13 protein-coding genes and 1 pseudogene (1 of these 14 running past the window's edge) are annotated in these 12,345 nt (G+C 45.8%); 10 read left to right on the plus strand and 4 right to left on the minus strand.

The features are described from left to right. The 9 genes and pseudogenes from P5674_RS26590 to P5674_RS11255 all read left to right on the plus strand — a co-directional run. Window positions 1-1,100: pseudogene (locus P5674_RS26590) on the plus strand (tetratricopeptide repeat protein); its annotated part reaches 136 nt to the left of the window's first position; the annotation flags it as partial. 1,124 nt (window positions 1,101-2,224) lie between these two features. After that, on the plus strand, window positions 2,225-2,851 hold the full coding sequence (locus P5674_RS26595) for a CHAT domain-containing protein (RefSeq protein ID WP_434475124.1): 627 nt from the start codon (window positions 2,225-2,227) through the stop codon (window positions 2,849-2,851). Between the two features lie 114 nt (window positions 2,852-2,965). Next, a complete protein-coding gene (locus P5674_RS11225) occupies window positions 2,966-3,130 on the plus strand; it encodes a hypothetical protein (protein WP_014276115.1) in 165 nt (54 codons plus the stop codon). Between the two features lie 194 nt (window positions 3,131-3,324). Continuing rightward, window positions 3,325-3,876 (plus strand): J domain-containing protein, encoded by a 552-nt coding sequence (locus P5674_RS11230; protein WP_006616899.1) that lies wholly within the window; start codon window positions 3,325-3,327, stop codon window positions 3,874-3,876. Between the two features lie 2 nt (window positions 3,877-3,878). Further along, the gene (locus P5674_RS11235; RefSeq protein ID WP_006616898.1) at window positions 3,879-4,904 is read left to right on the plus strand and encodes a hypothetical protein; all 1,026 of its coding nucleotides are present in this window, start codon (window positions 3,879-3,881) and stop codon (window positions 4,902-4,904) included. Window positions 4,905-5,135: 231 nt separating this feature from the next. After that, a complete protein-coding gene (locus P5674_RS11240; RefSeq protein ID WP_006616897.1) occupies window positions 5,136-5,387 on the plus strand; it encodes a UPF0175 family protein in 252 nt (83 codons plus the stop codon). Window positions 5,388-5,526: 139 nt separating this feature from the next. Continuing rightward, complete coding sequence (locus P5674_RS11245) at window positions 5,527-5,739, plus strand: hypothetical protein (RefSeq protein ID WP_315669999.1); 213 nt, start codon at window positions 5,527-5,529, stop codon at window positions 5,737-5,739. Window positions 5,740-5,829: 90 nt separating this feature from the next. Further along, window positions 5,830-6,201: a hypothetical protein gene (locus P5674_RS11250; protein WP_315670000.1), complete on the plus strand. Its 372-nt coding sequence runs from the start codon at window positions 5,830-5,832 to the stop codon at window positions 6,199-6,201. After that, the gene (locus P5674_RS11255; protein WP_006616894.1) at window positions 6,198-7,874 is read left to right on the plus strand and encodes a hypothetical protein; all 1,677 of its coding nucleotides are present in this window, start codon (window positions 6,198-6,200) and stop codon (window positions 7,872-7,874) included. Before P5674_RS11250 ends, P5674_RS11255 begins: the two co-directional genes overlap by 4 nt. Before the next feature lie 219 nt (window positions 7,875-8,093). Here P5674_RS11255 and P5674_RS11260 read toward each other — a convergent pair whose 3' ends face one another. The 4 genes from P5674_RS11260 to pgl all read right to left on the minus strand — a co-directional run bounded on the left by P5674_RS11260 (window position 8,094) and on the right by pgl (window position 11,282). Further along, window positions 8,094-8,546: an FHA domain-containing protein gene (locus tag P5674_RS11260; protein ID WP_231851961.1), complete on the minus strand. Its 453-nt coding sequence runs from the start codon at window positions 8,544-8,546 to the stop codon at window positions 8,094-8,096. A gap of 275 nt (window positions 8,547-8,821) precedes the next feature. After that, entirely contained in the window at window positions 8,822-9,523 is a 702-nt protein-coding gene (locus P5674_RS11265) for a PRC-barrel domain-containing protein (protein ID WP_006616892.1), read from the minus strand. A gap of 98 nt (window positions 9,524-9,621) precedes the next feature. Further along, window positions 9,622-10,476 (minus strand): FHA domain-containing protein, encoded by an 855-nt coding sequence (locus P5674_RS11270; protein ID WP_014276110.1) that lies wholly within the window; start codon window positions 10,474-10,476, stop codon window positions 9,622-9,624. An 80-nt stretch (window positions 10,477-10,556) separates the two neighbouring features. Next, window positions 10,557-11,282 carry a 6-phosphogluconolactonase gene (gene pgl / locus P5674_RS11275; protein WP_006618490.1) on the minus strand — a complete coding sequence of 242 codons (726 nt, stop codon included), beginning with the start codon at window positions 11,280-11,282 and terminating at the stop codon, window positions 10,557-10,559. A gap of 688 nt (window positions 11,283-11,970) precedes the next feature. Between pgl and P5674_RS11280 the strand changes: the two genes are divergently transcribed. Further along, complete coding sequence (locus P5674_RS11280; protein WP_014276108.1) at window positions 11,971-12,276, plus strand: hypothetical protein; 306 nt, start codon at window positions 11,971-11,973, stop codon at window positions 12,274-12,276. Window positions 12,277-12,345 lie beyond the last annotated feature (69 nt).

Below are 12,345 nucleotides of genomic sequence, written 5' to 3' on the forward strand. Positions count from 1 at the left end.
ATCTAGAGAAGGCCATAGCTTACTATGAAGCTGCTTTAGAAGTCAGAACCCGCAGTGACTACCCAGAAGACTGGGCAACCACGCAAAATGGCTTGGGAATTGCTTACTCTGATCGCATCCGGGGAGAACGGGCAGAGAATCTAGAGAAGGCCATAGCTTACTATGAAGCTGCTTTAGAAGTCAGAACCCGCAGCGACTACTCAGAAAACTGGGCAGCGACACAAAATAACCTGGGGAGTGCATACTCTGATCGTATCCAGGGAGAGCGTGCCGAGAATCTGGAACAAGCAATTGGCTACTATGAAGCCGCTTTAGAAGTTTACACCCGCAGTGACTACCCAGAAGACTGGGCAAGTATGCAAAATAATTTGGCAGTTGCCTACTTGTATCGCATCCGGGGAGAGCGAGCCGACAATATCGAGGAGGCCATTCGCCGCTACCAAGCCGCCTTAGAAGTCTACACCCGCACCGCCTTTCCCAAAGATTGGGCAATGACTCAAATGAACTTGGGGAATGCCTACGATGACCGCATCCGGGGAGAGCGAGCCGACAATATCGAGGAGGCGATTCGCCGCTACCAAGCCGCCTTAGAAGTCTACACGGGCAGCGCCTTTCCCGAACAATGGGCAATGACTCAAATGAACTTGGGGAATGCCTACGATGACCGCATCCGGGGAGAGCGAGCCGACAATATCGAGGAGGCAATTCGCCGCTACCAAGCCGCCTTAGAAGTCTACACGCGCAGCGCCTTTGCCGAACAATGGGCAAAAACGCAAAATAACTTGGCAGTTGCCTACAATAACCGCATCCGGGGAGAGCGGGCAGAGAACCTAGAGAAGGCCATAGCTTACTATGAAGCTGCTTTAGAAGTCAGAACCCGCAGCGCCTTTCCCGAAGATTGGGCAGAAACGCAAAATAACTTGGGGAATGCCTACTGGTATCGCATCCGGGGAGAGCGAGCCGATAATATGGAGGAGGCGATTCGCTACCTCCAAGCTGCCTTAGAAGTCTACACGCGCAGCGCCTTTCCCGAAAAATGGGCAGGGACACAAAATAACTTGGGGACTGCCTACCAGCGACAAGGCCAAGCCGCCGCCGCCATTCGCTGCTACAAAGCTGCCCTAGAAGTTCATACCCCCTCCTCCTTCCCCCTAAACTGCCTCGGAACCGGACGCAACCTCGGCAACCTCGGCTACAACCTCCAAAACTGGGAGATTGCCATCGAAGGCTACAACCAAGCCATCCTTGCCATCGAACAAAGCCGCTACTGGGCGACCTCCGAAGCCACCAAACGGGAACTCATCGCCAACTCCCTTGATATCTATCAAAAAATGGTGCAAGCCTGCATCAACCACCAAGACTACGCCCAAGCCCTGCTCACCGTCGAACGCAGTAAATCCCGCACCCTCCTCGAACTCCTCGACAGCGCCAACCTCTACCCCAAAAACGCCACCGCCGCCCAAAAACAACGCATCAGCGACCTGCGCCGTCAAATCGCCAGCTACCAACAACAACTCGCCTACACCTCCAGCGACACCCTCACCCCCACCACCGAAAAACACCCCAACCAACCCTCACCCGAAACCCTCATCCGCCAACAACTCCAAGCCGCTAACCAGCAATTCCAAGACCTGCTCACGGAACTCGACGACCCCAACTTTACCCTCACCCAACAAGTCCCCGCCCAACTCCCGGACTTGCGCCGCCTCCTGCCGCCCCAAACCGCCCTCATCGAGTGGTATCTCCCCACCGAAGCGGAATCCGGGTTTTACGCCTTCCTGGTCACCCGCCGAGACGAGCAAATCCAGATTACCCCCCACCCCTTCAGCGCCGAAGACCGCCAACACCTCGACCAAGCCCTCCAGGACTACCGCAGCGACTACAAAAAACAAGACACTTGGGAACAGAAACTCCCCCAACACCTGGAAACCCTCAGCGCCGCCCTGCAACTCCCCCGCATTCTGGCTGAATTATCGGAGATTCAACACCTCATCCTGATTCCCCACCGGGAACTGCACCTCATCCCCCTCCACGCTCTCCCCGTCTCTCTCCCCTCGCCTTCTGGGAGTGAAAGCCAATGCCTGCAAGACTGGTTCCCGGTGCAATATGCCCCCAGTTGTCAAATTCTCAACAACCTCCAGCAGCGTCCCCCCTCAACGGGGAAACCATCCCCTTTTTCGCCATTCAAAACCCGACGGAAGACCTGGACTATGCGGAGTGGGGGGTGGAACTCTTACTGCGCCAATTCAGCCCCCATCAAGTCTTGCGTCGCGACCAAGCTACCCGGGCGAATTTAACCGAACCCCACAGCCAAACCTTCCTTGAGCAGAGTCACGCGGTCCATTTTGGCTGTCACGGTGAATTTGACGAGGCTAACCCCCTCAACGCCTATCTGAAATTGGCGAATGGGGAAAAGCTGACGTTTCTGGAGATTTTCAACGGTCTGAATATTCCCCTCTGTCGCCTGCTGGTGCTGTCGGCTTGCAAAACGGGCTTGGTGGAAACCTCCCACACGGATGACTATGTGGGATTATCCAGTGCTTTTTTCTACGCGGGAGCGCGAACGGTGGTCGCCAGTCTCTGGAATGTGGATGAACTGGCGGCGACTCTGGTGACCCTGCGCCTCTATCAAATTTTACCCGATTATCCCTCGGTGACAGTTGCCCTGCAAGCGGCTCAAACCTGGTTACGGGGGTTATCTTCTGCGGAGATTCTGGACTGGCTCAAACATGAGCAGAAGGCGACGGAGGAGGAAGTGGAGGAAGTGGAAGACCGTTTGAGTTTATTTGATGATAACCCCCCCTTTGCTAATGCCTATTATTGGTCAGCGTTTACGGCGATCGGGAATTGATGGGTATCATGAGAATAGAAAGACAAACCTCTCGTGACTTGAGTCATTACAATGGTTTGCTTAGAATTAATCTCAACCTTGAAGGGACTGAGCCGTTCAGACAAGTTCTATCTCATGCAGCTTCTCATTTCAGAACTCGCCCAAGAAGAAGCGGATCTGATTAAACCTGACCAAGCTTACCCGGTATGGTCGCCTTATGATGCAGATGAGGCAGCAGATACCATGTTAAAGGTACTTCAGACTAGCAAAGCTCAAAGGGTTATAATGTGGGAGAGTTGAGCCATGATCAGGTCAGACCCTTCCCACTTTATGTGGCGCAGCAGGTGGGGGCGTTTTTAGGGCAGGGGTAACGCAGTTATCCCACAGCGAGATAACACCCGCAGAATACGAAACCTTTTTGCCACAAGCACTTTCTTCGACTTACCATGAAGGTCTTGGTATAATTAATAAGATAAAGTTGTGGTGGTACTCCCATGCCCCAGGTAGTTCTAGATCCAGAAGTAAAGACTGAGATAGATCGTCTTGCTCAAGTCAGGCAAGTTGACTCCAAACTTTTGGAGAAGTTTGCCTATTTCGTTCTTGAGATATCACAGCAAAAGTCAAGCAATAAAGCTCATTCGCTGAAGACTCATGAGCTAAAAAAAGCTATTTATGAGCGGTTTAGTGTCAAGGATACATCGGAGTTGAAAAAATCTGGTGCATTCAGGATGGCTACTGATGGCATGGACAAGTTAGACTTTCGCTTACAACTCACCTGGGAAACACTCTATCGAAAATTTGTGGGTATTCTTCCCCATGAGCAAAGCCAGGAAGGATATGGTTGTATTAATGGAATTGATATTTTTAAATACTTTAAACCCTGGCAGGTATTTGGGCTAGATCCCAAAACCGCTACCAAGAATGATGTCAAAATGGCCTACTATCAATTATCGAAAATTTATCATCCTGACAATTTGGTAACGGGTGACAGAGCAATTTTTGAGCAAGTGGAAAATATGTACAAGAGTATAATTGCTGGATTTTGAAGATGCCTTTTGATAGAGAAATTTTTTATATTGAAGAAATAAAACTGGCTGAATCTTTAGAACTAACTCAACAAGGTTTAGACGAAATAGTTGATTTTCTACAAGCATCGACTGATGAAAGTATTCGACTCAAAGAATGGTTACATTTTGTGGTTCAAAATTATGTAACTAAGCAACAACCGATTAGGATTTTTTCCCGGGAAGGAGCTTTGGCTATTGCCAGTTATCTGGATTTGAGAGGCGATGCCACTCAGATTTCCCTCAAAAGAGTGATTGCATTACTAGATAAATACAGCGTCAATCAAATAGATGCAAAGATTCGGAGGGCGCTGTATGAAAATACTTCTTCTCTAGTTTCCAGAAATAAACGTCACTGGCTTAATCGAGAAGATGTAGTACGGATATTTATTACCACTTCCTCCAGGTTAGAGCAGGCGTTTAGAGATATTCAAAGATCGGATTTTCCCATGAGAATGAATATAGACTTTGAAGATTATGACGGCATGAGATTCTTCTCTTTGTCTGGCTTAGAAAAACTCAGTATAGAATTGTCCTTGAAATTGCGCTCAGAGGAGAGGCGGGCTTATTGTAAACGGGTGAGTGAAGTGGCTCCTCCGGTATTAGAATTTCTGGCGATCGCGCCTTCTCCAGAGCCAAAACAGATTGAGCAAGCTATGAACTTCGCCAAAAATAGAGATCAAAAAACTTGTCAGGTGACGGGTGTTGTTAGAGATAAGTATAACCAACGGATTGAACTGGTTGGTCATCATCTTTATGACAAAAATGCTTATCATTTTCTCAGCGCCGATCCAGATAACATTTTAACAATTGACAAAAGACTGCATGAAGATTTTCATCAATGGAATGGAGGAACCCAAAAAACTTGTACAATCGATGACTTCATTGATTATGTGGAGTGGCGCTATCCCGACAAGCATGAATTAATCTTAACCTTGCATAATAAGCAAAGAGTTCTCATGTTTAAATTGGCTCAAGTACAACGGACATTACCTGAAAGTAGAGATTAAAGTTCTGGTGTTCTTGACTGGCTGAAATATGACCATTAGGCGACGGAGGAAGGAATGGAAGCGGTGGAAGACTATTTGAGTTTATTTGATGACCCCCCCCCTTTGCTAATGCCTATTATTGGTCAGGGTTTACGGCGGCGGGATTATAATTGAGTCAGGAGCGCGAGCCGGGAAAAGGCTAATCCTGACAGTTGACCCAGAAAATTAATGTGAGTGTGGGAAGGTGAGCGGATGCAAATTACTCTGAATCTACCGGATAGCCTTAGCCAAACTGAAACCTTTAATCAGAAGGACTGGCTTAGGGAAATTGCTGTGGCCCTGTTTGAACAAGAGCGGGTTTCTCTCAGCCGTGCCAGCACTATTGCGGCGATGGAGATTATGGAGTTTCAAAAGCTGCTGGCAGAGCGTGGCATCTGTGTTCACTACGATGTAGCAGATTTTGAACAGGATGTCCAGCACCTGCGCGATCGCGGCTGGCTATGATTGTTGTTAGCGATACGTCTGGTCTTTCCAATCTTGCTATTGTTAATCATCATTAAAATTGGTTTGACGGCGATCGCCTTATAATACAGTGAGCCATGATGAGGTTAGGCCATGCCCACATTATAGAGGTGAACCACAGATGACAGCCAGAGAAAAACTGATTCAAGCCATTCAAACCCTTCCGGAATCCCAAGTTGATCGGGTTTTAGCCTATGTTAATCAGGTTAGGGCTGACGATCGCCTAACTCAGGAACAAGACTCTCAGGAAACGCCATGTTTTGATGAAACGTGGTGGAATAACTTATCTCATTTTAGCCCAGACTTTTTAGAAGTTAGAGCCAGTAATCGGTAGTTTATAGGTTTACCCTTCGCAGCAGCCTGTTAGGGGTCAGACTTGACGGCGATCGCCTTATAATACAGTTAGCCATGATGAGGTTAGACGATGCCCACATCTGAAAAAGAACGAATTGTGCGGGCTTTCTTACTGCTTCTCCATCGAGAAAGCAAAAAATCGGAAAGTGCGATTATCCCCCCTACAGCTTGGGAAAATTTACCGGAACTGCAAGCGGGCCTCGCTCAAGCCAATGATGACATTAAAATCATAGCACGAGGGATTACAACATGGTGTCAAAAACACCAATATAGTTCAATTCTCCAAGCTCTCCGACCTGTCCTAAGTGATTCGATTCCTGAAGATGAAGACCCAGACGAGGACGAAACCGAACAACAAATTCGATTGGGTAACTTATCTCTAAAATTTGTGGATGAAACCATTAGCCAAGCTCAAGGGCAACATGAGCAGCAATCATCATGACAGATAAGGTTATTTATGCCCCAGAAATTCGGTTATTTACCTATCATTTAAAACTCCTCAGAACCACAAACCTTAACGAAGCCGACAAGGATTTAGATTTAAGGTCACTGATTGCCTATTATGTGCAGTTATTGGCGGATTATGGGTTGGTGGATTCCCTAATCAAAAAACTACAAAAAGAGATGTTATCTCCCTGGTCAATTATTGATAGGTGGCTTGAGTATATTGATACAATTAAGCTGTTTTTATGGTGGGTTGAACTGAGGATAATTGTTCTGGAAATTCTCATTAATTTAGAAGATTATCTGAGCAGCCAGACCCTAGAAGATGTGATAAAAAACTATCTATTTAGGGCGGATTTTGAAGATTTAACTGATGATAAGAATAATAATCCATTTTTTAAAATTATTAATAATCCCGGAAAAATCGGCATTCAACACTTAAATTTGTCCCGGAAATATCGGGGAGCTTTCCGTCCTCAATATATGAATGATAGCTATAGTTTTTTGTTGCAACTATTGCGTCCCCAAAAACTGGGACAAGATGGGGTGAAGTTCTCAGAACTTGCGGAATTAAAACCCCCTGACTCATTTTTTGCCGGAACTTCGTCAACCCTAGACGAACCCCTACAAACCCATTTCAAACAAGCCTCTTGGGGGACAACGATTCTGTTTAGTGGTTTTATCGACTCTCCCCCAGAGACTCTGGAGAAGGGAAAACACTTAGCCGATGAACTATTACAAAACTTGTTAAAATTAGACTCCCTAGAAACCGCGCCACCTTTCTGGGAGAGTCGAGAGTTTTTTGGGGGATTTCTGTATGAGTATCAGAAGATTTATAATCGCCATTCCTACGGACAGATTCTGATTTTGCTGCTATTTTCAGAGGATAGTAAAGAGAAACTTAATGGGGTGCAGTGGTCGTTACCGGAGTTGTTTTTTTATGAACGCAAGATTCATCAAAATTACCTCGATAGTCGTGAGGAATATAAAAGGGCAAATCGGGATATTAAAACGATAGAGGAGACGATTCGGACTTTTCCGCCGAATATTGCGACGAATGTGCCGCCGGATTTGTCGGAGGACGAGTTAAGGTCATTAAAGCAGGAAATTAAGAATTTGTTGGATTTATCGTTGCGCTATTCTCAACGAATGCGGAGTTTGGTCACGTTCGAGAATACGATCGCCATCAACCGGCAAAATTATCTCAATACTCTGACACGCATGGAGATAAAAAGTCAAAGTGATTTGACCGGGTGGCGGGATAAGGCAAATCAGATTTTTGGGATGTTTCAGGGACAAATAAAAGCCGATTTGGTGTATCTGCAACAAGGGGAAAGACTGCTAGATACGGCAATTAATACGATTCGCGGATTGGTGGAAATTGACCAAGCAGAACGCGATCGCGCCCTAGAACATCAAATCCAAGCGGCTGGGTGGGGAATTGCGGTGGGGGCGATCGTAGCTTCGACTTCGGGGTTGATTTTTCAGGAGAAAATGACCTTTCCCTGGGAAGCTAATCGAGGTGATAATGTGCATCCTTTTACTATTGCTGTGGTGCTGAGTTTCGGTGCCGCTGTGGTGGCGTGGTTGGGCGCTAAATGCTGGATTAAGTGCAGTAAAAAAAGGCGATCGCCCTCCCCTGGGGTAAACAAGCGAAGCCAACAGCCGTGAGGGTGACTCCAGCAGACAGGAGATAACGACAATCGCCGTCATGATCAGAGCCATTAAGGATAATTGATATTAGGGCGATCGCGCCGGGTGTCCGGAGGATGTATCGCCATCAGTAGTCTAGTGGCTTATTTAGCCTTCAAAGCTGCCAAATATGGGATTAAAAAAAGGCGATCCGGATCGTGATTTCACTAGATTAAAGCTACTTAATTTCCTGAATGTTTAATCATCATCATCAAACTCGATCCGGGTAGTATGACCTGGGTCGGATTCGGTGATCTCATTGGCTGCTAACTCTTCTAAATCTGGGATATCTAATTGCTTATTTAGGTGAATATCATTAACAAGTTTTAAGCGAATTAAAAGCCTCGGTCCGGTGTGTCCTAAGCGCACCACCATACCATCTACAATTCGCCTCTTGTTAACCATCTGATTATTAACATAAGTGCCATTAGCACCAAAATTCACTAATTCCCATCCAGATGTTTTATTCCACAATTCCAGATGATGTCTTGAAACCACGGCACTACCAATAATAACATCATTATCTTTCGAGCGACCAATACGCAAGATTGGTTTATCCTCAAAAGTCCAACGATGTAGAGGAACAGGTCGGCTAGAATGAAGCAGGATGAGAGTAATCACACCAAAATTTAAGAGGCCAAAAATATACAACAAAGTCCTGAAAGATAGATAACCAACCTACAAGTTATAGCTATTTTTGGCAATGTATACCAAGTTGTAAGCTTGTGATAAGATGTGCGGTAAATTACTACAATCAGACAGTTTGAACCATTGAATAAGCAGGTGCAAAAAAAATCACATTCAGACATAAAAACTGATTTTATGGGAGCGGAAAGTTTCAGTTTTATGATATGGTCATTGTCCGTCATTTTTCCCACCTACTTAGTCATCTAATTTAGCCATTATGGCTGGCTATAATCATTATTTTAGGGATTTTCGGCATCAGCAGTGTCGGATGATTTAGTATCCTCCTTGTCTAAGTTGTTCTCAGCACTATCCGATGAGGATTTCCCCAACTCTTGGGCATATTTTTTTAAGCCTTCCAGGTCGCTGAGAGTCTGTTCAAAATCGTACTGTAAAAATCCCGCCGCCTGACGAATTTTTTGATCCAAGCCTTCTGTATACTGGGGAGGATTTTCAACCATTGATTCCGACACAATTACTCGCTTACTACCCGCGCTGGTCATGGCTGATGCTGGCATAATATAGATCCCCTGTAAAATGCCTCGCAAACCACCATCAGTTTTGAACAAGTAATTAGTCACTGTACCTGTATCATTTTTAATTAGATAGTCAACCAGAACCCCGACTTTTTTACCAGCATCTGTCCAGACTTCATGACCCATGCTAGAATCCGCATTTTCTGGCAATAAAAACTCATCTTCATCGGTGGATTTATTCACCAAAACAGCATCGACCCCAATAGTATCAATTTGTTGCCAACTAAATGCCCGTTTTTTGCCTCCTACTGGTAACATTCCTGACTTGGTGGTGAAGCCTATCACTTGGTTGGAGTTCAGATCGACTGCAATTTCTTCGATGTCGCCTAATTTTTCTACAGTTTGGCGATCGAGGACTAGCCGACCGATTAGGTCACTACGTTTGATGATTCCTTTCTTAGCGTTCATAGCAAATTTTTTCCTTGATAGGTGCTATTAATTGTAACATAATTGTTGACAAAGCACAGCTAATATGTTAATTAGGTGGCTGGCGGCTGGGTCAGGTTTTAGGACAACTGAAAAATAAACGACACCATATCCCCTTTACCTAAAGCAATACGATCGCCTGGTCGCAAGCGATGACGGTTTCCTTTTGGCAGAGGAATATTGTTAATATATGTTCCGTTAGAACTACCCACGTCCTCAATATAATAGGCATCTCCTTCTGGGCGAATATTAGCATGAGTTCGGGAAACAATTTCCGCATTAGCAAATCCAGAAACATCTATATCCGGGGGTACTAAATCATTAGGTTTGCCAATATGAATCACGGGTAAGTTTTGGGGTATTTCCAGCAGGGTTTGACTTTGAACATGAACCAATTTAGCGGTTTGTTGCTGGAGTTGGGTGGCGGGAGTTCCCACATTAGCCACTGGTGGGGGAGAGGGGAATATGGGGTCTGGTTGTGGTGGGACTGTTGACTGAGTTGGGGGTTGTACTGGGTCGGGGTCGGGGATGGGGTCGGGGATGGGGTCGGGGTCGGGGTCGGGGTCGGGGTCGGGGGCTGGGTCGGGGTCGGGCTGAGGTGATGCCAAAGATGGGTCGGGAGTCGATTTTTGTAAATTGACAGCAGAATTAGGATTAGATGCTACTGTGGCTACCTCTTCATCTGGTATCGGGTCAGGAAATACCAAATCTGGTAGCGGCGGAACTACCGTAGGAATTAAATCAGGGTTTTGGTTTTCTTCACCCTCGGGGGTCGGTAGCAAATTATAACCACACTGACCGCAGAAAGAAGCATCGGCTTGGACTGTTGCGCCACAATTGGGACAACTGGTAGTAGTGGGAAGGGGAGTATAACAAGATTCGCACTGAGTTGCGCCCTCTGGGTTCTGATGATTACAATTTGGACAGACAATCATAGGGTTCTCCTTTCGCCATAGAAGAGCGATCGCACCATAGCTAATACTTAGATCCTAACCTACCATCAATCACTGAAATCTCAGCCTTTCTGGATTTCTTCTCCCGCCGCCGCATCAAGTAGCCACCAAAGTTCACCCTGGGGCTGAATGAAGCGACTAGGGTAGGCATTTGCATCCCCTGTAGGGGCAAAAACTTGCGCCAGAGCCGATCGCTTACTAGCCCCAGCTACTAGGAACATCACACAATCAGCTTGATTGATGAGAGGAATGGTGAAGGTGATGCGAGGTTGACCGTCTTTATTCCCCACTGTTACTAAGCGATCGCACACTTGCAGCGCATCTGTCAACGGAAACAGAGAAGCTGTATGGGCATCATCCCCCATTCCTAACAAGATCATATCAAAACTGGGAAATTCTCCCGGATCTACCCCAAAAAATTCTCGAATTTGGCGATCGTGGTTTTCTGCGTCTAGTTGGGGATTGCCGCTACCCGTGGGCATAGGATGAATGTTAGACTCTGGGAAGTTAACCCGATCTAACCAAGCACTGCGAGCCATTTTCTGGTTACTATCTGGGTGATCTGGGGGCACATAGCGTTCATCTCCCCAGAAAATATGGATCTGGTCTAGGGGTAGATCTTGTTTGGCTAAGGCTTCATAAATGGGTTGGGGAGTCCCTCCCCCGGCTAAGGCTATGGTGAATCGATTTCGGCTTTTCACCGCCGCCTCCATTTTGCTGAGGATGATTTCTTGCGATCGCCCGACCATTTGTTCGCGGGTAGCTAAAACTTCGATTATTTTGTGCATCATATCCTCAAAATCAGCTTTGACCACATCATAAAGCCTTTTTCTGGCAAATCGTCAATTACTTAGTCGGCCTATGCTCACGGGGACAGTGTAACCTCCGAAAAATCACGGATGCAAGATCACAAGTCTTAGGTGTTTTATATCACAATTATTCTTGATCAATTTCACCTGAACTAGGGCATGGTATCACGGTAAATAAGAGACGTTTCACACAATAATCAAGATACAGGGCATAGTTTTTAGAGTTCATCCCGATTTCAACCCAACTCTAACCCTTTAGTCCTTCCGCCCCTTGTCTGTAGAGACTGAGGGCGATTCTATCAGAATTAAGCAGATGGATACTCAAATTGGTTACAAAAAACTAAAGTCTAATCCATTCACCACTTACCGTGACCCCATAAGTGGCAAATGGATCGTGATCAAGTCTGAGGAAAAAAAAACTCAAGCACAAGCAGCTTGAAGTGGCCAGAATCCTCGGAGTTAAACAATGGTCATGGCAGTTGAAAAGCCGTCAAACAGATGGGTTGACATCTAGGTTATTATGCCAGCCTTTCCGGTTTTGGGCGACTACTACGGATAGAAATTTTGAGGTTTGGGGAACTGTCACAGTTCAAATACTGTCACATACACTATCCCCAAGTTAATCATATCTGGGTATATTATAGTTATCGAGTTCAGAGAAAAAGCGATGACATCTACCATTTGTTACCCTACTAACTCTCCTGTTGAATCTACTAATTCTTGGCTGTATCTAATTGCCGATGAAGTGGCTCACTTTACTGGAGATGATTGGCTGGCTTTGTGTCCAGATATTGACGAAGGCGAACTTTATCGCGACTGGTTTATCTGGTATGATGCCGATGTTAACGGTCTTTGGGAAGCCTACGATCACTTAACCGATGAACAAATTATTTCCCCTGATTTGGAGTGGATTAAGTCTCAAATTGATGCTATTGAAAACCGTCGTAAACTTTCATATATCCAGATAGCATAAACTTCTATACTGGTGAAAAAAAATTTTGAGAAAACCTGATAAATTCTTGGGGATATTACCCCCAATGAC

It is taken from the genome of Limnospira sp. PMC 289.06, assembly GCF_032350395.1.
Lineage (GTDB): Bacteria > Cyanobacteriota > Cyanobacteriia > Cyanobacteriales > Microcoleaceae > Limnospira > Limnospira platensis.